At 44.3% G+C, this 23,019-nt stretch carries 16 protein-coding genes; 9 read left to right on the forward strand and 7 right to left on the reverse strand.

What is annotated here, in order from left to right:
- Nucleotides 1-149 precede the first annotated feature (149 nt).
- Nucleotides 150-860, reverse strand: a complete 711-nt coding sequence (locus RIG27_RS10010; protein WP_446344753.1) for a DUF1997 domain-containing protein — start codon at nt 858-860, stop codon at nt 150-152.
- Between the two features lie 240 nt (nt 861-1,100).
- On the opposite strand from RIG27_RS10010, the gene RIG27_RS10015 reads away from it, so the two are divergent.
- From RIG27_RS10015 to RIG27_RS10025, 3 genes are all read left to right on the forward strand, one after another.
- Complete coding sequence (locus RIG27_RS10015) at nt 1,101-1,760, forward strand: SDR family oxidoreductase (protein ID WP_446344755.1); 660 nt, start codon at nt 1,101-1,103, stop codon at nt 1,758-1,760.
- A gap of 68 nt (nt 1,761-1,828) precedes the next feature.
- A complete protein-coding gene (locus tag RIG27_RS10020) occupies nt 1,829-2,464 on the forward strand; it encodes a glycoside hydrolase family 24 protein (protein WP_446344757.1) in 636 nt (211 codons plus the stop codon).
- A gap of 275 nt (nt 2,465-2,739) precedes the next feature.
- Nucleotides 2,740-3,030, forward strand: coding sequence for an acylphosphatase (locus tag RIG27_RS10025; protein WP_446344759.1), 291 nt, complete (start codon nt 2,740-2,742; stop codon nt 3,028-3,030).
- A 168-nt stretch (nt 3,031-3,198) separates the two neighbouring features.
- On the opposite strand, the gene RIG27_RS10030 is transcribed toward RIG27_RS10025, so the two are convergent.
- The 4 genes from RIG27_RS10030 to RIG27_RS10045 form a co-directional block, all read right to left on the reverse strand.
- Nucleotides 3,199-7,242: an Eco57I restriction-modification methylase domain-containing protein gene (locus tag RIG27_RS10030; protein ID WP_446344761.1), complete on the reverse strand. Its 4,044-nt coding sequence runs from the start codon at nt 7,240-7,242 to the stop codon at nt 3,199-3,201.
- A gap of 488 nt (nt 7,243-7,730) precedes the next feature.
- The gene (locus RIG27_RS10035) at nt 7,731-8,378 is read right to left on the reverse strand and encodes a restriction endonuclease subunit R (protein ID WP_446342992.1); all 648 of its coding nucleotides are present in this window, start codon (nt 8,376-8,378) and stop codon (nt 7,731-7,733) included.
- Nucleotides 8,379-8,501: 123 nt separating this feature from the next.
- Nucleotides 8,502-9,071 (reverse strand): Uma2 family endonuclease, encoded by a 570-nt coding sequence (locus RIG27_RS10040; RefSeq protein WP_446344812.1) that lies wholly within the window; start codon nt 9,069-9,071, stop codon nt 8,502-8,504.
- A gap of 14 nt (nt 9,072-9,085) precedes the next feature.
- Entirely contained in the window at nt 9,086-12,448 is a 3,363-nt protein-coding gene (locus RIG27_RS10045) for a helicase-related protein (protein WP_446344763.1), read from the reverse strand.
- Here RIG27_RS10045 and RIG27_RS10050 point away from each other — a divergent pair.
- The 5 genes from RIG27_RS10050 to pth all read left to right on the forward strand — a co-directional run bounded on the left by RIG27_RS10050 (nt 12,426) and on the right by pth (nt 18,275).
- A complete protein-coding gene (locus tag RIG27_RS10050) occupies nt 12,426-12,575 on the forward strand; it encodes a hypothetical protein (protein WP_446344765.1) in 150 nt (49 codons plus the stop codon). The genes RIG27_RS10045 and RIG27_RS10050 overlap by 23 nt on opposite strands.
- A gap of 179 nt (nt 12,576-12,754) precedes the next feature.
- Complete coding sequence (locus RIG27_RS10055) at nt 12,755-14,284, forward strand: DNA phosphorothioation-associated putative methyltransferase (RefSeq protein ID WP_446344767.1); 1,530 nt, start codon at nt 12,755-12,757, stop codon at nt 14,282-14,284.
- Nucleotides 14,285-14,913: 629 nt separating this feature from the next.
- Nucleotides 14,914-16,605 (forward strand): HD domain-containing phosphohydrolase, encoded by a 1,692-nt coding sequence (locus RIG27_RS10060; protein ID WP_446344769.1) that lies wholly within the window; start codon nt 14,914-14,916, stop codon nt 16,603-16,605.
- A gap of 664 nt (nt 16,606-17,269) precedes the next feature.
- Nucleotides 17,270-17,500, forward strand: a complete 231-nt coding sequence (locus RIG27_RS10065) for a DUF2811 domain-containing protein (RefSeq protein ID WP_446342984.1) — start codon at nt 17,270-17,272, stop codon at nt 17,498-17,500.
- Nucleotides 17,501-17,669: 169 nt separating this feature from the next.
- The gene (gene pth / locus RIG27_RS10070) at nt 17,670-18,275 is read left to right on the forward strand and encodes an aminoacyl-tRNA hydrolase (protein ID WP_446343260.1); all 606 of its coding nucleotides are present in this window, start codon (nt 17,670-17,672) and stop codon (nt 18,273-18,275) included.
- Between the two features lie 163 nt (nt 18,276-18,438).
- On the opposite strand, the gene RIG27_RS10075 is transcribed toward pth, so the two are convergent.
- Nucleotides 18,439-19,713 (reverse strand): hypothetical protein, encoded by a 1,275-nt coding sequence (locus RIG27_RS10075; protein WP_446344772.1) that lies wholly within the window; start codon nt 19,711-19,713, stop codon nt 18,439-18,441.
- Between the two features lie 383 nt (nt 19,714-20,096).
- Between RIG27_RS10075 and RIG27_RS10080 the strand changes: the two genes are divergently transcribed.
- Nucleotides 20,097-21,497, forward strand: coding sequence for a UDP-N-acetylmuramoyl-tripeptide--D-alanyl-D-alanine ligase (locus RIG27_RS10080; RefSeq protein ID WP_446344774.1), 1,401 nt, complete (start codon nt 20,097-20,099; stop codon nt 21,495-21,497).
- 2 nt (nt 21,498-21,499) lie between these two features.
- On the opposite strand, the gene RIG27_RS10085 is transcribed toward RIG27_RS10080, so the two are convergent.
- Nucleotides 21,500-22,381, reverse strand: coding sequence for a hypothetical protein (locus tag RIG27_RS10085; protein WP_446344776.1), 882 nt, complete (start codon nt 22,379-22,381; stop codon nt 21,500-21,502).
- Between the last annotated feature and the right edge of the window lie 638 nt (nt 22,382-23,019).

A 23,019-nucleotide genomic window follows, 5' to 3' on the forward strand; every position in this document is an offset into this window, starting at 1 on the left:
CGAATGACAAATGACAAATGACAAATGACAAATGACAAATGACAAATGACAAATGACAAATGACAAATGACAAATGACAAATGACAAATGACAAATGACAAATGACAAATGACAAATGACAAATGACAAATGACAAATGACAAATCACATCAGCGTCGCTTTAATTTTTTTGGGATCGCAATATTCATCCGATTGTGAAAGTCTTGCTGTACCTTGTGACTCAAGCGGCGAGACACTTGGCGGACGATTTGCCGCAACAGGCGATCGCCTGTAGTCTGAATCAAAGACTGGGGTAACTTCTGGATAAACTTAGGAAACCGTACACCAACGCTTAAATCAAGCTCCCACTGGATAAGGGTAATCGTGGGAGGAAGGTCTAGTCCCTCAAGCTGTTGCTCAGAAAAATACTCGTGAGTTGGAATCGGCACAAACCCTTGAGTTGCCTGAAAGTCAACCTCATAGCCAGGAGGATTGTAACCGGGGACGGGGATCGTCTGAATCTTATAGATCCCATCCTGGCGCGGGAGTAGTTCTAGCCCGATTTTTGGCTCAACTTCATAGCCGAATGACCCAAAACGCCCAATCGTTAAAGCATAACCATTGGCTCCAATCGGTTCAGCCTTCATCGGCTGGGCGCAGTCACAAAACCACTCTTGGTGAGTATCCAGATGAGCCGTTACTCGTTCCGGTTCGGCATACATCTCTACACCATTTTGGAAGTGACCGTAAAACTGAGTCAACTCAGGTGCTAATTGGCATGATTGGGACTCGTCCCTCTCAGGCTCGGTAAAAGTCGATTGGGTATCTAGATGCACTGGCTCGATTGTGATGGGTTGCTGGTTAAGGAATTGGGACTGCATAATTGCTCCACGGTGTCAGTTAGGGTTGGTGCCTATTGCTAGGATGCCCACTGGCGATTGTTCATTCTCTCTTTCATCTTCACGAATTTACGGTATAAATCTGCACATCTGGTAAAACTTCATTGATAATTTATAGAATTGAAAAGAGAATGTTAAGGAATCGAATCAAAAAATACTGGCTCTTTACAGCATAACTTGTGTATCTTGCCGTCAACTCTCACTGTTGAAGGAAATTTCTAGATGAAAGCATTGGTCGCCGGAGCGACAGGTCAAACAGGACGCCGAATCGTCAATGAACTGGTCAAACGCAATATCCCCGTCCGCGCTTTGGTGCGTAACTTGGAGAAAGGGCAGGAAATTTTGCCCCCTGAAGCCGAGTTAGTCGTTGGGGATGTATTGAAGCCTGAGAGTCTCAGCGCTGCTGTGGGAGATAGCACGGTAGTTTTTTGTGCCACAGGTGCTACACCCAGCTTCAATCCCCTAGAACCCTACCAAGTGGATTATGAGGGGACAAAGAACCTGATCGATATTGCCAAAGCTAAGGGCGTTGAGCATTTTGTCATGGTTTCCTCACTTTGCGTCTCTCAACTACTCCATCCCTTGAATCTGTTTTGGTTAATTTTGGTTTGGAAAAAGCAGGCTGAGGAGTACCTCCAGAAAAGTGGCTTAACCTATACCATTGTCCGACCTGGGGGGCTGAAAAACGAAGATACGCCTGATTCTGTGGTAATGTCATCAGCAGATACACTGTTTGATGGGAGTATTCCCCGCACGAAAGTGGCACAGGTTTGCGTCGAGGCGCTATTTCAGGACGAGGCGCGTAATAAGATTGTAGAAGTGATTGCCCAAAAAGAAGCGAGCGATCGCAGTTGGCAAGAACTATTCGCTAATGTTGTCTAATCTAACTGTAGAGACGCGCCATGGCGCGTCTCTACAGTCTATGGGATCGAATTTTATAGCCATGGGTTATGAAACGTCTAATTCAGTGGATTAATATCCTTATTTTAATGATTCTATTCCTCGAACTGCGTGAAGGATATCAACGAGGGGAATGGAGTTTTAATAATCCCAGAGGTGAAAAGGGGACTCAACCGTTAGTCATGCGAGGCGGTGATCCTTATATTCGGGCGCTGATGCGAACAATTTCCGCAAGTGAGGCAAATGTGTCTCAACCTTATTCGGTATTGTATGGAGGAGAGCATGTTTGGGATTTGAGTGATCATCCTAACCGCTGTGTGCCGATTGTCGCAGGTCCCAATGTTGGTAATTGTACCACCGCCGCCGGACGATATCAATTTATTAACACGACTTGGTATGACAAAGCTAAACGCTATCATCCTCAGCCTTGGCAATTATTGTGGTGGAATAACTATAGCTTTGAGCCACAATATCAGGATGCAGTCGTTTATGCTTGGTTGAGTGATAATCAAGCGTGGGGAATGGATATTTCCCAACAATTGCGCCAAGGTAAAGTGGATCAAGTATTGCGACGATTGTCGGGAACTTGGACAAGTCTGGGTTATGGTATTGAAACGAATTCGATGACTCGATACTTGCCAGGAATATATCAGCGAATTCTTCAGGAAGAATTACAACAAAGCTGAACAAAAGCAAAGGATAAATGTTAAATTTATAAATAATAGGTAAATTGTAGGAGCGGGTTTAGTCACAATTGTAGGGGCGGGTTTAGGAACTACAGTCAGCTATTGGTGAAATAACTGAACAACAAAACCCGCCCTAGCTCACTTGGTATTAGTAGCGAGCAAGATGCTCGCACTACATACAAGGATTTTGCCATTATTGACGTTAAGGTTTAAATGCCGAATAGCTTACCTTATGCCTTGTTTTTCTGTAAGTATTCAACCGAAGTTAAAATAAAATGCCGAATCAATCACAGCAACAAATCCGTGCCCACGCTTTCATTTCTGGACAAGTTCAAGGCGTTGGCTATCGTTTTTCAACCGTCAGTGAAGCCCATCGATGGGGTGTAACTGGTTGGGTGCGAAATATGCCAGATGGTCGAGTAGAAGCGGTATTTGAAGGAAATAAATCAGGAGTTGAGGAAATGATTAATTGGTGTCATAAGGGTCCTTCTGCTGCTGTGGTGAAAGATGTGGCGGTGGAGTATGAAGAACCGGAAGGGTTGAGCGGATTTGAGACAAGGCGGTGACTGTTCGTTGTTTGGAAAATAGAGATCATATTGTATTGTAGGGGCGCAAGGCTTGCGCCCTTTTCCATGTATAGCAACCGCCATAGCGGTTAGGACACATCATTATGTAGAGACACATCATTATGTAGAGACGCGCCATGGCGCGTCTGGAACAACTGTTCGTTTGTCCTAATCGATGTGTCTACTGCTAGAATTCCAGCGATTTTGGCAATAATTGAGAATCTCACTAGGCGTATCGAGTTGGCTAGTTAAATTGCCCGTGCGGATAAATAGACATTCTTTGGTTTGACCGCTTTTAGCGTCTTTGAGTTTAACATAGACGGGACGCGGGGAGGGGTCAAGGCTAATCCGACAAACGTCTTTACCCTCGATTTCGTGGAAAGTGATATGAATGTAGGGGGCGATGTCTTTACCGAGTTCTTTTAGCAGCAAGTCGTTGGTTAAAAAGAGTTCATAGCCGTCGCGGTTTTTCTTTTGTAAGGTTTGGTAGTCGTGGTTTAAGCCAATCACTTTACCTTCATCGTTGACGCCGATTAATAATGTTCCACCGTGATGGGTGTTTAAGAAAGCGGCAACGGTTTTGAGGATAACCTGTTCCATCGCCTTATTTTTATTATTTTCCCGCATATCCCAACGGGAGGATGATTTGAATTCTAATTCGGTGCTTTCGCCTTGGTTGATGAGGTCAATAATTTCTGCGTCACTGGTTAGGGGGGTGAAGGCTTTATAGGCGTCTAGGGCGGCTTGTTTGGTTTCTTCGGGAACGATGGGAAAAGTGCTGAGAATGTGTTTAAATTCGGCTTCGGTTAAGTTATAGAGGTGGGCAATCATGCCATCAAGTTCAGCGCGAAGTTTGGCGCGTTCGGTTTCGTCGGTGACGCCGTTTTTATGGGAACCGAGTCCGACTTCTTGGGCTAAATCATCGAATTCTGGAGTGGTGCAGATGAGTTTGGCGGCGTGTTCGACAATTTCGTTGAAGTAGGGTTCTCCTTCTGTGAGGCGGGGGATGGGGAGTTGGTAGATATAGAACATATTGATATTTGCTGAAACCATCTGACGAATGTAAAAGTCAAGTGCAAAAGAATTGAAGATGGTTAAAGCCGCCAGCAGTTCAGAATTGGATAATTTATCCAATTCTGAATCTTTAGTTGACGACACTAAGATAGAATTTCCACAAAAGGCGTTCTGATGTATTAGACTAACTATCAGTGTTCTGATATCACTGGCTCTGCCTATTGTTCTAAATCCTAGACGGTAATTTTGATAATCTAAATTTTGTTCTTTTTCTTCTTTCCCACGTCCTAAGAGTTTCACCCTAGCTTCCTCTTCATCTATCCAATATCTCGGTTCAGCATATTGGTGGGTAAATTGATGAATCATTTTTCCTTCATAGAGCGGTAATCTCCCTGCTGCTGGTTGCGGATTGAATAAATGACTATCATTCGTCATATCAAACTCACGAGTTAATTTCAGATTCCACTTCCCTGGAATTTTTTCTCCCAGTAAGGGAAACTTACTCATCTTTTGGGCAATACGAATATCGGTATCATTCTTAAACTCCATCACCGACAGAGAATCAGGGGATAATTGGCGGATTAGTGAGACTGAAATTTTAATATGTTCATCCTTATCATTTAGGAAAATATTTAATTTTTCAGGTTTAATCGCCTCTCGTGGATTAATCCGGAAAGCTGCACCAAATGAATCAGTCTTACTGCCTTTTTCAAAATCAAGTAGACAAAACTTGAATCGGTGGTCTACACCTTCAAACACAAATCTTTCATTGGATAATCCAAATAAAGCGCCTAATTCAGACTGGGTGAACAGCATTTCCCTCAGTTGCTTTGCGCCGAGGTCTGTATAAATTCCTGTTGGCAAAATAATACCACAACATCCTCCAGAATGTAGCAAATTAAAGCACTGTTCTAGAAAAAGCTTATAGAGATTAATATCAGTCCCAGATTTTCTGCCATTTACAATAGAAATCTGATTTTTATACTGTTCGGATGAGCGATAGTAGGCACTGACATAAGGAAACTGACTCTGATAGTCTAACCAAGCTGCGGCAATTTCAGGATTTTCCAGGAGTTTACTCTTAGCCTTCTCGAATTGCTTAATATCCATTTTGCTCTTTTTGACCAGTTCATTATGTTGAACAAAAAACTCTCTGGCATTTGGTTTAAATACTTCCCACGGTGGATTAGTGATAATCGCATCAAATCCGCCTCTCTCTTCAATAATCTGGTCAAAGTGATAGCCCCAGTGAAACGGCTTCAGTGCTTTAATATCCTCAATCGTCAATACCCGCTTCTTAGCTTTCCCTTTCAACTGCGCCTGTTCATACTTAATCCCCAACTTCGTACTAAACTCATCCAGCAATAACTGATTTAACTTCGTGTACGAATCACGGTTTAGCTTCTCAATCTCATTCCGCAGCGCTTGTAATCGATAATCCTGAGAGGTTCCTTCAATATCCTCTGACTGAAAAGCGTGTTTTTTGTATAAATCTATATTTTGGTTCTTTTCGTCCAAAATCTGCCGATAACTACTGGCGGCTAGAGATTGTAGTAAATTACCCTGTTTATATTTGGAGTCGCCAACGGTATCAAATCCTTCCTCATCCACCCGAATCAAGCCGATTAACGAATTCCCCACCATGATGTTAAAATCAATATTCGGTAAGGGTTCTAACTCCTCAACCTCCTGGGCGGAAGAAACCAGCGCCAAAAATAACCGTAATTTAGCAATTTCTGTCGCCTCCTCCATGATGTCTACGCCATAGAGGTTATCGGTAATAATCCGCTTTTTGACAAAATAAGATAATGAGGGATGATTTGCCTCAATCTTATTTAACCACGCTTTAAGGCGCCGATCGCCTTTTAACTTGATTGTGCCGATAACCGCCGTGTAGACTGAGATAAGCGTCTTCATCGCCGCAACAAGGAAGGCTCCAGAACCGCAAGCCGGGTCAAGGAGTGATAGATTAGGAAGGATATCCTGGATTAAGCGATCGCACAACGGGGAGTCAAGCTTAATCAGGAGTTCGTTGATATCCGTAAACCCTTCTCCTGGGTTGGAGACAGATGGGGAGGAATCCCCTAGAATAGTCGCATTCACCCGATCTAGAATAAGCTTATTAATCGTGCGATCGCATAAATACTCGGTAATCTCCGGGCGGGTATAATACGCCCCAAACGCCTTCTGGTTAATATACTTCTCAAAGATATACCCCAACACATCTGGGTTAATCTCATCATCCTTACCCCCTGGCGTATCATCCAGATTCCAGGAATAGCGAGAAAACAAATCCAAAATCTGCTCAAACGCCTCATCCGCGATATCAATATGCGGATACTCTTGCTCAATCCGATGCTGAAGAAATAATCCCCCATTCAAATAGTTTACCCGCCCAATTAACCCTTGCACCTCTGGTTCCCGTTCAAATTCCGGTTTAGCAAAGCCTTCAAAAAATAACGCCTGGAGAAACTCTCGAAAAAAGCGGTTCTCTCCCCGTTGTTTACTCTCCGCTAACTTATGGTGCAGATAATCGCCATCTTCATTATCAATAAACCCTTTCTTCTGCAAGAAGTAAACAAACATTAAGCGATTCAGAATAACCGACGTATACCAGCGAGAATCTGCTTCACTATCAATCCCTTGGATAAACCTAAGGAACTCCTGATGTTGTTCCTGAAACTCATGATAAAACTTCTTCGTCACCCGCTCAATATCAAAAGCACTTTGTAACCGTTGAGCGACTTCAATTACCGACGGTTCACCATCTTCCAGGTGAGAAATATCAATCACCAACCCACCCAACTTACTTAAAAACAAATCCCCCGGTTGACCCTTCACATATAAATGGTCACGCACATAACGCTTAGACTCCTCCCGCTTCACCCAATACCAAAGACTACGACTGCGCTCTTTATCCACAAAAATCAACAAATTTTCCGCAATTTTTTCTGTCAGTTCTTTATGAATCGCCACCCGATGTTTCGCTTCCGGAATTTTGCCATCGTCTCCGGTTACTTCAAACACAACCACCCCAGAGGCTTCCGCAATTCGTTGATACTGATAGATTTTCTCCTCAATCTCCAAAGATACCGCTTTCTTCGTGGAGGGTTGATACCAGCCTAATTCTTCAATAAACAACTCATGAAACTGGAAATCATAGAGTAAATCGCGGGTGCGCTTAAAATTGAGGGGCATAAGTCGTATCTCCTAAAATTCAGGATACAGGTTCGTAGGGGCGCACGCTCCGTCATTGGTGTTGATGTCAACTTAAGCTTAACCCCTCTCCCCCAGCCCCTCTCCCACACCGGGGAGAGGGGAGGTTTTTTAAGATTGGGGTTTAGGTAAGACTTGGAAGACAAGTAGACCAGTAGATAAGGAAGATTGAGAACGAAAAATAGGGCGTTTCGGCTTTTTATAGTTAGCTTGACCGAACCTAATTCTGTACGGTTTTACCCCATTGTCTTCTTTCTTTCCTTGTCCTCCTTGCCCTCCTTGTCTTGTCCCCACCCTAAAATAAAAAACCTACACCTGTCAGGTGAGGGGTGAGGGCAGTTCCCCTTCTCCCTCTCTGGGGAGAAGGGGTTAGGGGATGAGGGGAAAAATGTCGAGGAGTAGATAGACACAGCTTAAACCATTGCCAGTATTGGTTTCACCTTAAGTTGACACGGATGATGTACCACTATCTATTCCAAATTAGCAGAAATAGATAGATGAATCAGTTTATTTAAGATTCTGAGGACATCACCCAAACCATTTTGGCGATTGCCAATTCCAAACAAATCAGACATAGCATACAGAGGGGTAGTATCTTTGACAACTTTCAGGAAAAGAAAACTTCCCCCAGTCGTAATCATCCCGAAACTCGGTTGCGCTGAATTAGGGTTTCCTAGCATATAGGCGAGAATTTGCGCTAATCCAGCTTCTACAGAGAAATGAGCTTGCTTGGATTCAATCACCATCACCCAAAGTCTGTCCTTGAGAACCAAGGTGTCAAGATTCCCTTTAACCATAATTCCGCGTTCTTCGTCTTGAGTTGAGATTTGGACACTGCTCTCGGCTCTTAAATTCCAAGGCGATAGATAAAATTGTCCGATAAATAATAACGGGGAGACAACGGCGAGGTTGATAGGTTTTTCCAGTAGGGGGGGTTGTTTGAGTAAATTGAAATAGCCCGAACGAACTTGTTCTAAAAGTTGGTTTTGCCAGTCGGTAAGTTCAGGTAAATCACCATGCCATTCTGGGAAGAACTGTTCATCCTCAACTCGCTGAAGCTGGAAGTGGGTTTCTAATTGTTCTAACGTGACATCTCTAGCTTGAATTGTTTGAACCATATTATCACCGCATTTCTATAGCTTCTGTAGTAGGGTGGGCACTGCCCACCAGCCTTCCGTCAGTACCATTCAACTCAAAGTTACCTATTATCTGGGCGCACGTCGGTGCGCCCCTACGCAATTTTACTCTAAATTCAACCAACTAAATACATCTGCCACCGTAAGCTGCCAATCGCCTAAATTATCCAGAATGGGTAAACTATCTGCCTCATACTTGACAACAGGTAACTGATTCGGTTGAAATACCATAACCGATTCATCATCCGGTTCAATAAACCACCCCAGCTTTGTTCCATGATTTAAACAGAACAGGATATTATCAATCACCCGACTAGGGGATTGGTCAGGAGAGAGAATTTCAATTGTCCAATCTGGGGCAATTTTAAATTTATTCTCAATCCGGTTATTGGCTTTACGTGGAATACGCTCCCAGGTAAAAACGGATACATCGGGAACAATAGAACGTCCACCGAAGGTACAGCGTAATTCCGGAAAGGCATAGGCTAACTTATCGGGTATCGCTACTTGATTAATGGCAGTGACTAAACTACCTTGTAAAACACTATGTTCTCCTTGAGGCATGGGCTTTTGGTGAATTTGACCGTTGACATATTCCCTGGCTGGCTTGGTTTCCGGTTGTGCCAAAAACTCGGCGAGGGTTAACTGGGTTTCTGGAATAGTGAGTGATGTCATCATGATTTCCTATTTTATCCTTGAAATAATCCTAACGAACAAATAATTTCCGGGTCTTGAGTTCTCCCTTCCTCCTGAACAAAACACAAACGGTCATCTAAATACAGCGCCACGACTAACTCAGCAAATGCCGAGTCATCCATCCCACTTTTTAATGACCGATTCAAGCGGTCAATCGCTGACTGTCGCAAGGGATAACGATAAACTTGGTCAATTGCTTTATGTAAATCTGGCGTGGCTAACAAAGGCATCTCTTTCACATAACGTTTCAGCCGTGTATAGGTACGAAATCTTGCCCCCGAAGGACGACCCAATTGACCCCCCGTACTTTTCTCCTCCTCCGCAATTAACTCCGCCCCCTTTTGCACTAAATTATGATGGTCAGGATGACGGTTAATTGCCTGATTTTCTGGTTCGCAACGCGCCATCCGCAGAATCTCAAACTGAGACTGGGTAACACTTTTACCCTGCTTATTTATCCAAGCTAAAGCATCATTACCTTCCCCCGTTTTCATATACAGCAATACCCCCTCCGGTTGCCTAGTCGTGGGGAGATGCTTGCGGGTGGAATAGACCACATTTGCCAAGGTTTCAATCTGCTTTTTCAACGTGGGATTATTCTGAGTCGCATTCTGCCAAATTTGATAGGCTTCCGACGTTAAATCTACTTCGTTATCTTCATCGCCATCCAGAATTCCCGCTTTTTCGTGATACAAATCTAATAGCGTCTGTTCATTGCCATCCTCTTCAAAAAACGCCTCATCTGTCCCCACCACTTCCGCATTTTCTTGCAATCGTTGACGCAAGCGTTCTCGGAGTCGAATAATCCGTTCCACTCCCGCTGCGGGTAAAAACGAATAGCAAAGAATCTTAGCCGCATTTTGACCAATTCTGTCTACTCGTCCCGCCCGTTGAATCAGGCGAATAATTGCCCAAGGTAAGTCATAATTGACAATAATGGCACAGTCTTGTAAATTTAACCCTTCACTCAGGACATCGGTGGCAATTAAAACCCGTAATTCCTCTTCAGAGGAGACAGACTTATCGTTACTCAGAGGACTAAAACGCCACGCGATTTCAGCCGGGTTAATAGAATTCCCAGTTACGCCTGCAACCTGATTAATTCCCCGTTGCTGGAGTTGGTTAGTCAGATAATGTACCGTATCCGCAAACTGACTAAAAATCAATACCTTTTCTTGGGGATGAACCTGAGTGAGTAGCTGAACTAACGCCGCCAATTTAGTATCTTGATTTGCATCCCATTCCCCACATTGATTCAGCAGACTGATTAAGGCTTTCGCATCAGCCAGTAAATCTTTTTTCAGCGACGCCTTAAATAACTGAGAACGCAACCACTTAAACCGCCCCTGATACCGAGTCGCATAGTCATGATAAATTAGCGCCGCCCGTTGGCGATAGTCTATCTCGGTTTGAGATAATAACTCTTCCCCGGTGACTTCTTCCTCCTCATCAGAATCTAACAGCATTCCCGCCACCGAATCCATATCCTCATCATTGGTGCGAGTATCCAGCAGCGCCGCCGCTTGGGAACCAATGGGTAACGGTAAGCCTTGTGCGATCGCGTGCAAGAAAATATAATTGCGTAAGATATGGCGGTCAATGGATTGCAGGAAGGCTACCCCACCACTTTCTAAGCGCTTAAATAAGTTAGTCCGACAAAATCCCATCAATCGTTTCCCGGCGCGAGATAACCCTTTAAGCTGTACCGCTTCCGCTGCGGTTAAGGATTTCTCCTTGGCTGACTTTTCTGATATCGCGTAATTCCCCAACCCATATCGAGGCAAATTTAAGGAATTCAACAGATTAACCATCTCCTCTGAATAAAGCGCCGCATAAGGCTCATTCCCCGCACCCAAACTAAACCGAATCGTCTGGGGTTGGCGCAGGGGAAAATATGCCCGTCTCCCATCCGGAAACCTGAGATATTTGCGCCCTCGTTCATCATCTTCCGTATAATTTTCCTGAATAAAACTGCGCGTTCGACGCACCATATACAGCCGCATCAATTCTCGCCAATCATCCGGATACTCACTCTTTTCAAACGCCGCCAATGAACGCACGGGGGCTTGATGTTTACGGCTAAATTCGATTTCTCCGCCCAACTCACTCAACAGTTTTTCCGGACGAATCCCTAAATCTTGATCATCAGGAACAAATAAACGCAGTTGATTCGATAAATCCAAATAAGTTTTATTATAAGGCGTCGCCGTCAACAGAATACAACGACTCTCATTCAGCGCCATATACTCCTGAATTGCCCGATAACGTTTCCCCTCCCGATTTCGCAAATTATGACTCTCATCAATTAATACCACCCGATAACGGCGTTCATTGGGTAACTCTATCTGTACCCGACTTAAGGACAAAACCTTTGCCCGTAACCCGTAGCGGTGAACATAGTCCTGCCACATTGTCACCAAGTTTTTGGGACAGATAATCAGAGTTTCCAGGAAAAAATCCTCCTCCAAAATCTTCGCTAACGCCGAAGCAATTAACGTTTTTCCCAACCCGACAACATCTCCCACCAATACGCCACCGCGACGATTTAAATGACGGGCAGCAATTTGTACAGCAGCTTTTTGAAAGTAAAATAACTGATGGCGAAACTCACGCGGAATCTGATATTCCGATAATCCCGCCCGGGCTTCCTGAGATAAATGATAGGCAATTTTCAAATAAATATAGTAAGGCGGAATCAGTTTATCCCTTGCCCAACTCTGATCAATAATTTCCGCCAAATCCTGGGAAATATCAATACACCAGCGGTCATTCCAGCGCTGATTGAACCAGAGTTGTAGCTTCTGACAAGCATCATGGTCTAAAATATCAACATTTAACTCGCCCTGGTATTGTAGCCCCGATAATGTCAGATTACTGCTACCCAAAAAGCCAATCGTGGGATTATTGATATCCTGGCGATGAATCAGATACAATTTGGCATGAAGCGGATATCTCAGAAATAATTTAACACTCAGTTTCTGAGTTTTAAGTTGCTGACTCAATCGGCGCAAACCTGCTTCATCCTCATTCGTGGGTGCGCCCCAGGTTAATTGTTCACAAAAGTCTTGGGCAATTTGTTTCTTGTAAATAATAATCGTGCTATTATCAATCCCTCTATCTTCATACCCCAACGCCAACGCCGAATGCACATCATCTTTCGGTAAGCGCTGCATCCCAACTAACAGCCGGCAACAAGCACCTTCACCACCACCAAACTGTTCAATCGTATCATCAATTTTACGCCATCCTCTCAGATTAAAATAGCCGACACAAAAATCAGCCCGTTGGGAAATTCTCAGGGTATCCCGTAATGTCGGTAACAGCGATTGTTCTATGTTGTCAAAGATGCGTGGCATTGGTCATTTGTCATTTGTCATTTGTCATTCGTCATTCGTCATTCGTCATTCGTCATTTGTCATTTGTCATTCGTCATTTGTCATTTGTTATTTGTCATTAACGTTTGATTCGTCACATTTATTTTAAACGTCCGCTAACTCAAACAATCGTCACTGTGGTCATAGCTGGGTGATGATGAGGGGCGGAATACCTTTGAGTTTACCGAAAAACCAGGAAACGCGATCGCATCTCTGTTTTGTGATCATCAAGAGTAGCGCTCACTTAAATTTCCTAGTATATTAGTCAAAAAGCTCGCTGACTCAGCTATGGTTGCTCCTATCCCAGACGGTACTGAAATCGAGCGTCACAGGGCTGCAATAGTCCGCACTAACTTGTCTAAGCCAGTGCGACTAGCCCTAGAAAGTGCCATTCTGACTAAAGATACTTCCTTTTTCGACTACGGCTGTGGTCGTGGTAGTGACATCAACCGTATGCGTCAGCAAGGTTATACCTGTGCAGGTTGGGACCCCTACTACCATGGCGGCAATTCCCTCGTCCCCGCTGATATCGTTAACCTGGGCTACGTAATCAACGTGATTGAAAAGCCAGGAGAACGTCGCCAAGCCTTACTAAAAGCCTGGGAACTCACCCAAAAGGTGCTGATTGTCTCTGCCCAAGTTTTAATTGATGACCGTAGTTCTGGGCAAATTGCTTATGGTGATGGTATTGTCACCCGCCGGAATACGTTTCAGAAATACTACGAACAAGAAGAACTCAAAGCCTACATTGACCAAGTATTAGGGGTTGATGCTATTCCCGTTGACTTAGGCATCTATTTTATCTTCCGAGATTCCACTCAAGCCGAAAGCTTCCGGGCATCCCGCTTCCGTTCTCGTACCATTACCCCCAGAATCCGCGTTAGCGTGAAGCGGTTCGAGAGCTATAAAGATATGCTTGCCCCTCTGATGGCATTTATCACCGAACGGGGACGCCTTCCCAGTCCCCTAGAACTCGCCAATACCGAAGAAATCCTGGAAGAATTCGGCACCCTACGCCGTGCCTTTAAGGTTATTTTACAAGTGACTGAGCAAAATGAATGGGATGCGATCGCAGATAAACGTCGCCATGATTTCCTCGTCTATCTCGCCCTAGCTAAATTCAATGGTCGTCCCAAGTTCGGTCAGTTACATCCCTTAGTCCAAAATGATATTAGAGCCTTCTTTGGTAACTATCAACAAGCCTGTGCTGCGGCTGATTTAATCCTCTTGAGTGTGGGCAATCCCGGCTTAATTGCCAATTGCTGCAAGCGCTCTCCAGTGGGTAAACTTCTCCCCAGCGCCCTCTACGTCCACGTTTGTGCCCTCGAAGCCCTCGAAGCCCCACTCCGACTCTACGAAGGGTGCGCCAGCCGTACTGTTGGTCGTCTAGAGGGGGCAACCTTAGTCAAGTTTCATATTAATCAACCCAAAATATCCTACCTGTTCTATCCCAATTTCGACACTGAACCCCATCCAGAACTACACACAAGCATGAACATTGACTTGCAGGATTTACAGGTTACCTATCGCCATTACGATGCCTCCAAAAATCCCCCCATCTTACACCGTAAAGAAACCTTCGTCACTCCAGATTATCCCCTGTACGAAAAATTTGCCAAACTCACTCGTCAGGAAGAAGACTGGGGACTGCTGGATAATACCCAAACTATCGGTACGCGCCAAGGCTGGCAACAATGCCTAATCGACCATTGCGCCCAACTCCAAGGGCATCGTGTCATCTGGCGCAAAGATGCTGATCCTTACCGCCTTAAACTACGCCAAGCGGCACACCGTCAACGGACGAAACGCCAGGTTTAACCCTTCTGCCTTGTTTCCACCAAAGTGTAAGTATTCAACCGGACTTAATATCAAGGGTGGTTAACAATTTCGCCTAAATGTCCGGAGTTTTTGCCAGAACCCTTGAATAAGGGTATTAAGCGGCATTTTATTGATGCCGATGACTGAGTATGCAGAGCCATCAACGACCCCGCCCATAGCCTAGTTATGGAGGTTAGCGACATAAGCATTTAATGGATAAAAATATTGATCTATGATGTTTATTGTCTTGTCAATTAATTGAGGTTTAATCGTTGCCTAAACACTTTAAACAATAGAATCAAATTTAATTTGAAAAAAATTTTATCAATTAATTTAAAATACGCCTAAAAAACAATGCCATTCTCCAATGACACTATACAAAAACAAGGTAAAATTTTCTTTATTCAGAGAAAAATGAAGCGCATCTTTATCGAAAAAATACAATATTTGGCGGATTCCTTTGGTAAATTTAGTGGGTATACTAGATCTTTGATACTTTCATTCAATTTAATATTTGAATAGAAAAGAATCTATCCCTATCAAAGGAGTATTTCAATGCTTTGCTGGTCAAAGAATTGAACTCATGACAAGTCCTTAAGATGTGATCCTTTATATCTGTGGAAAAACTTATGAAAGTAGCGCCAATCCAGATCTCAAACCTTGAGAATCAAGAATTTTTACAAGAATCATCTGAGAGGGTAGAACTGATAGAGCAGTTACTGGCAATTGGTACAGCCCTTTCGAGTAGTAATGATTTGGACGAATTACTCAGACTAATTTTATCCAAAAGCAGGGAAATTACGTTTAGTGATGCAGGTAGTCTGTATCTGATCGATCACACTCAGGCAGAGCCGAAATTGTTATTTAAGGTGGCACAGAATGACTCACTACCCAACAAGCCATTCAACGAGTTCGTAATGCCTCTCAACCGTAAAAGTTTGGCGGGGTACGTCGCGCTAACGGGTGAAAGTTTAAAGTTGGCAGATGCGTATCAATTGCCCGCCAATGTGCCTTACGCCCTTGAACGCAGTTTTGACACGAATATGCCCTATCGGACTTGTTCGGTATTAGTTTTGCCGATGCAAAAACCAGACGGGGAAATTATTGGCGTATTACAACTGATTAATCGCAAGCGCCGCCCTGATGTCATGCTCACACCCCAAAACGCTGTGGACGTGACCCAGCCCTATTCAGAATGGGAGGAGCGGATTGTGCGATCGCTGGCGTCTCAGGCGGCGATTTCCATTGAACGCAATCATCTTCAAGAAAGTATCGAAAATCTGTTTGAGGGCTTTGTCAGAGCCTCTGTGCAAATTATTGAGACACGCGACCCGACAACATCTGGTCACTCGGAACGGGTGGCAGAACTCACCGTGCGACTCTGTGAAGAGACGTCGGCAATCACCAAGGGTTCTCTGAGTTCCGTGTATTTGAACGATCGCCAAATCCGAGAACTTCGCTATGCGGCATTATTACATGACTTTGGCAAAGTGGGAGTCCCAGAAGCCATTTTGGGCAAGCGCAAGAAACTCTATCCCTCACAGCTAGAGGTGATTCTCCATCGCTTTGCCCTAGCGCAGCGCACTCTAGAAATGGAATGCGCTCAAAACAAGTTCAAGTATTTACTCGAACATCCTGACCATCGCCATGACAATAACAATTCAACTTCGAGCTGTCCTCACTGCCAAAAACTAGAACAGCTTGATACCCAACTGGCTCAAGCCATTCAAACAATCAAGCATTATCGGGAATTTGTGCAACAACTTAATCAGCCAGAAGTACTGCTCACTCGCGATTTTCAGGCATTTACAGAGGAAACATTAACTCAACTAACTGTTTTATCCCAATACACCTATCGAGATGTAGATGGTCAACTCAAACCCCTGATTTCCAAGGCAGAGATGGTTCAATTGCTTGTGCCAAAAGGAAATTTAACCCCTGAAGAGCGTCTGGGCATTGAGTCTCATGTTACCCACACATACCATTTTCTCCAACGCATTCCCTGGACAAAACATCTCAAAGACGTTCCGATTATTGCCTATGGACATCACGAGAAACTCGATGGCAGTGGCTACCCCAGAGGCTTAAAGCAAGATGAAATTCCCATCCAAACCCAGATGCTCACCGTTGCCGATATCTATGACGCCCTCACCGCCAGCGATCGCCCCTACAAGCGGCGGCTACCCCTGGAAACAGCACTGAAAATCCTTCGCCAAGAAGCAACCAAAAATAAAATTAACGGCGACTTAGTGGAGTTATTTGAGCAACGCCAAGTTTTTAGCGTATTGGGTCATTCCCTCAACATTGACTCTGTGGCTTGACCCCTGGCAATTCCAGACAGGTGCGGGGAAGCAGGGGAAGCACGGGGAACAAGACCCGCAACTAGAGACGTTGCATGCAACGTCTCTACTTCTTTTGAGTGTCAACTGTGGGGACTGGATCGACGCCCTCAAGCTGAGCCGAGTAGTATTCATCCGTGTATTGATCCGTCCCCGATCAAACAATTTGCAATTCTTATCTTTTCACCTAGTTTTCCCCACTAGATTCCCCAGTGTTTCCACATAAAATTTCCACGTTTTCCACAAATTACATAAGGTTTTCCACAGGGATGAACGGCGGGATCGAGCCTATCCCCTCATGTTGGGGATTTTCCCCATCAAGGATATGGAGGCGATACTAGACTGAATTTGTGTAAACTTATGTAACTAAAATCGAGTTCAAAGGCTTATTCTATCGTTAGCATTTTGCCGATTTGAGTGACCTTGTAATATTTCGTATCATTGACAACCCCACCCCATCTCAGTTGAGAATAGTGCGACCTACCCATAAAAAAACTTGAGACATCTCAAAGCAACAAGAGCAGTGGGTGCTGTGTCTAAGTCTATTTGCCGCTAGGTTTTAGCTACATTAGCCGATTTCCACAGACATGTAGAGAGCGAGCAAGGTGGCTTTTGTCCCAACACGCTATTTGATACAGAGGTAACTATGAACGCAACCGTAAGCATTTTGGCAGAAATCCCTGAAGACCTACACGAGTCCCTCAAGCGCTACTTAGAAACCCATCCCACTTGGGATCAAGATCGGGTTTTTGCCGCAGCGCTATCACTGTTTTTGCTCCAAAACCAAAATGAAAGTGGTAAGACCCATGAAGCATCCCAGACCTATCGCGCTTGCGCTCGTGTCTACCTAGAATCCCTATTTCAGTCTCCGGCTTGAGTGAAGTAGTGAGATGGGGGAGCTCCAAGAGCTCTTGAAGCTCTTGGAGCTCTTGAAGATGAGGGAGAAGATTTGCAATCAACAATGAACCATGAACCATGAACCATGAACAATCAACGAATGACGAATGACGAATGACGAATGACGAATGACGAATGACGAATGACGAATGACAAATGACAGTTTAGTGATTCCTCAACTAATTGTAGGTTTGGGTAATCCCGAACCCAAATATGACAAAACCCGTCATAACATTGGTTTTGAAGTCGTCGATGAGTTAGCCCGTCGGGTGCAAATTTCTTGGAGCGAAAATCGTCGATTTCAAGCGTTGTTGGGGGAAGGACGTAGCTTAACAGGTGACAAACTACGTTTACTCAAACCCCTAACCTACATGAATCGTTCTGGGCAAGCGATTCGTGCCGCGATAGATTGGTATAAAATGCCCCCAGAGTCAGTTTTGATCGTCTATGACGAACTTGATTTACCCGTAGGGCGGCTACGCCTACGCCTGTCGGGTTCTGCGGGAGGACACAATGGCATGAAATCCGCGATCGCGCATCTGGGGACACAAAATTTCCCCCGCCTACGCATTGGGATTGGCAAGTCTGAGCCAGACAAGAACACCGTCGGTCACGTTTTAGGCAAATTCTCTCCGGAAGAATCTAAGATCATCTCCGAAGTCATTCCACTCGCCGTTGACGCCATAGAACTCTCCCTCAAGCAAGGCGTCGAAAAGGCAATGAGCCTCTACAATAGCCGGATAATTGAGTGTTGACCCTTCACGACCGACCTTCGAGGGCATGGTTTGTAGGGGCGGGTTTAGGGACTTTAGGCTTGGCTACTGATGTTAACGTTTCTACAAAACCCGTCCGGACTTAGTGTTGAGTGTTGATCCTTCACCTTCTGTTCCCTGTTCCCTATTCCCTGTTCCCTGTTCATTACATAATTTGATTCAGGCAGGACAAGTCAGCTCTACCAAAATGAATACTAAACGCAACATTTAAGTTTTCCAGAGACTTAATTAACCAGGGTACACCGTCTCTAGTTGAAGATTCGTAATGATTAAACAAAATGGAAAATCGCTTCTCCAAATAGGGCTTAACTTTACGACACAGCAATACAATCTTGAGTAGCAACACCGTAGTAACCGTTGCGCCTAAATTCGTGATCAGATCGACAAAAACAAAATGTTTAGGGCGAACAGAACTCTCAACAACCAGAAAATTTAATAATTGGCTACAGGTTCGCAAAATCAGAAATTCGCTGGGTTTCTGATTATCACTTTGAGGTAAGGTATTTTTCAGATGCTCATGCAACCGACTATTAAACTGCCGTTTTCCGTAAGCTGAATCAATAGAAGCCGTCAGATACTCATACAAATCGTCCTTAAAGTCTTTGTAGCAAGGAGTCTGGCTGCTATGAGTTAGAAAACTTTGAGCCAAATCCCGGCACGTATGAGAGCCTTGGACTTTGCCAACAAACTGTTTTAGGGCAGTCCCCAACTCATGATCCGTTAAAAGGGTGGGATTTTTGACAGGTTGGATAATTTTGGTTGAGGCTTCTTTCGAGTCCCGACGTTTCATTTGAGCGCATCGCACCTGATAAGTAACGTACTGTGACAAATCTACCTCAAAGCGCCGCTGGAGCCGGGATTGAATTTGCCGGACGGTTTGCCGATGTTCGTAACTACTATCTTCACTCAGCAAACAGTGTTCGTACAGATAAGGGTATCGCTGAATTAGAGGTCCGACTTCTTGAGAACTGTTGGATGTTTCACCGACCACCTGAGATAAGCGATGTAGGGTAAGATATTGGTCGGTTTCTTTAAAAAGCTGTAGCAGATGTCGCAGACGCCTAGAACCGCGAGAGTAAACCCCGGTTGCGGGTGGAATATTATCCAGTAATGCGACCAATTCAGGGATGGCGCTTTGGTGTTGCGGTTGTATTTGCCAGCGGTTAATCAGAATGTGACAGCAACGATTCAGGATGAACTTGAACTCTTGCTCAGCCTGCTTATCCATTGCTAGCTTTTCCAAGACCATCCAGATTTCCGGCTCTGGATATCGAGAGCCGTCCATGAATAGCTGTTTGAAGCGTTCAAGCGTCTGCGTCGGAGATTCTACCTGTACGCAATACAGGATATGGTCGTACAGTTGCTGCTCTTGTGAGCTAGTTTGTCTGATGTCAGAGTCTGTCCAAGTACTAGTATTCACTTCAGTTTACCCCCCTACGCGCAAAAGTCGTGGGCTGGTTGATTTGAATGGAATTTGGCAGATCTAAGCTCAAATTTGACTTGCCCTGTATTTCAACAACCGAAAACCCTGATCTATTTTATGAATTACCCCGCCTAAACGAGCTTGGTCAAGAGTTGCTTAAATCTAATAAACTATATTATCTCTATATACAAGCATACTAAACTAAGTATGGAGCATACTGTAAAATAATGCCGCAAAAGTGTGAAGATTCGGTGAATATAGAATAAAACGCGATTTAGACCCCGACTTGTTGAAACAGTCGGAAATCGGGTAGGGGATAAAGGTGGCTCGCCCACTCCCACCACCACAACTAGCCATAACCTATTCACCACCCTGGAATTATGCCTTGTCAGCTTTCGTTAACCCAATTCGTTGAAGTCCTCGCGGCTACTCCGGTTAATCTGTCAGCGCCGATGACGGTTAACGGCGTCTGTGGTATAACCACTGATACCCGTAACCTGGAACCGGGTCAAATCTTTTTGGCACTGCGGGGGGAAACCTTTGATGGACATGACTACGCTGAGGTAGCGATTAAGAAAGGGGCGATCGCGGTGATTACTAACCGTGACCAAGGTCGCCATCTTCAGGATATACCCCAGCTTCAAGTCGATGATACTCTACAGGCATATCAGCAACTTGCTCGATGGTGGCGCGATCAGTTTGATATTCCGGTGATTGCGGTTACGGGTTCTGCTGGAAAAACGACGACGAAGGAATTAATCGCGGCGGTTTTGTCTACTCAAGGCAATGTCCTGAAAACCCAGGCAAATTACAATAATGAGATTGGTGTGCCAAAAACATTGCTGGAATTAGACTCCAATCATGATTATGCCGTGATTGAAATGGCGATGCGGGGTTCTGGGCAAATTGCCCTATTGACCCAAATTGCCCGTCCGACGATTGGCGTGATTACGAATGTGGGGACGGCGCATATTGGATTGTTAGGATCTGAGGATGCGATCGCAAAGGCAAAGTGTGAGTTATTGGCGCAGATGCCGAACACAAGCTTGGCGATTCTCAATCATGATAACCAACGGTTAATGGATACGGCGGCTACGGTTTGGCAAGAGGAAACGTTGACGTTTGGCTTAAATGGTGGTGATATCCAGGGGACACTCATTGACCTGTTTAGGCTAGCGGTAGATGATATCACATTGCCCTTACCTTTACCGGGGGAACATAATGCCCTCAACTATTTAGCCGCCCTAGCCGTGGCGAAACATCTCCAGATTGATTGGACACCCTTGAGGAGAGGATTATCGGTTCAGATGTCTGGGGGGCGATCGCAACGCTATGAGTTGCCTAATAATATCGTGATTCTCGATGAAACCTATAATGCTGGATTTGAAGCCATGATCGCGGCGTTACATCTCCTCGCCCAGACGCCGGGTAAGCGACACATTGCTATTTTGGGATCAATGAAGGAATTAGGAGACCATTCGGAACAACTTCACCAGCAAGTTGGACAGAAAGCCCAGCAACTTCAATTAGATGCCGTATTGATTGCTCTTAAGGATAGAGAAGCCGAAGCCATTACTAGGGGAATCTCAACGTTACCCAGCAAAGCTTTTGCCCAGGATGACGCCTTGGTACAGCATTTAACTGAATTTGTGCAACCGGGCGATCGCTTACTGTTCAAAGCCTCACGTTCTGTGGGTTTGGATCGGGTTTTGCATCAGTTTCGAGAGTTAATGTCTGGCGAATTGAGTCAGGAATCGCCCCGACTTTCGGAAAAACTCTAAACTTAAATCGAACGAGGCTTGGCGGCAAATTTGAGTTCTAAGGTTAAGCGATCGTTACTGCTGGGAGAGCTTTTTTTGCGAAAGCAACGGGCATCTTCCACAAATCCTAAACCCGCTTTACCGCAAATAGAGGTTATATTGTGATAGCCATAATACTTACTGATGTCTTGGAGTGAATAGTCTTTACTCAAAAATCGATAGCCAAGCTTTTTCTTCCGGTGACTCTCCAGCACGCAAACGTGAGGATTACTGCACAAATCCACATTCGTTAAATAAAAGTAAAAGGTCAAGCTACGCGGGTTATTCGTGGCTCGATAAAACCTCTGAGCCTCTTGACGTCGCTCATAGAGAGTTGATTCTACAGCAAAACTCCACCATAGCTGAGTGTCGTGGTGAATCGGTTCGGCGTTGAGGTATGTGGCGGCAATTGCTAATAATGTTGGATCAGTTTCTAGTTTCTTGATCGTTGGACATGACAATAGAGTATTGTCGTAAATTCCCCGAATCAATTGTTTTTCCCTCTGCATCATGACTTGTTCTTTTTCCGACACATCACAACTGAATCGGGTATTGTTGGGTTCATGGCAAGGCGTTGTCAGCGCTAAGTCTCGAATTTCTTGGATAATTTGTGCAGGTAGGTTAAGATTGCGGGAGATTCCTTTTTGTTTGAGTGAGTGTATAGTCTCGTTCAAATCAATATTATTGAAAATTGAATCCTGACAATATTGAGACTGAATTTCAATTAACTTAAAATCCTTGGATTTCTTGACAAAATAATTCGGAATAATCCCATTAAAATAATTATTTTTAGTTGTATTGTGAATGGAGGGTGTAAATGGGTTAAAGTTTTTGAAAGGATTAGAATTTACATCAATTGCCATCATTTGGGTATATCTTTCAATCCGTTGAAATAAAATAGGCTACCGAGGAAATAAATTAGGGATTGATGCACGATATACCCTTAAGGGTAAATCCTGGTTAAGAATAGTTCATTAACTCTAGCGGAATTAAAGAACTAGGTTTTATGTGCGGGAAATATTCAGATTTTTTATGCCTCTGTCATAGTAACCAATCATCAAGACATAAGATAGGCATCAGATTGCAACTTCACAAAATCTTTAATTATTTACAGATAGTTTAAAGTTTGAGTAAAGCCATAAAAAAAAAGTGGACGCGATACTTGGGTGGGAATGGGTTTAATAACATCAGAAGGAAGCCTACATGTCTTACTTTGATTGAATGTAGGAGGATAAGTAGGTTGGTGGAAATAAACTCAACTATATTAAGTTATGTAAAACTTACCTCAAACCCTTACAAATGACCTTACTTTTCACGGGAGGTGGAAAACCTCTCTCCTACGAGGAGAGAGGCTTTGATTTTTCCCCCTTCCCGCCTCGGTGCTCACAAGGGTAGGTTTTTTAAGATGGGGGTTCAGGTTAGACTTGGAGGACAAGTAGACCAGTAGACAAGGAAGAGTTTTAAGGAAAAATAGGGCGTTTCGGCTTTTTATGGTTAGTTTGAC

Source organism: Coleofasciculus sp. F4-SAH-05 (assembly GCF_040222985.1).
GTDB lineage: Bacteria > Cyanobacteriota > Cyanobacteriia > Cyanobacteriales > Coleofasciculaceae > Coleofasciculus > Coleofasciculus chthonoplastes.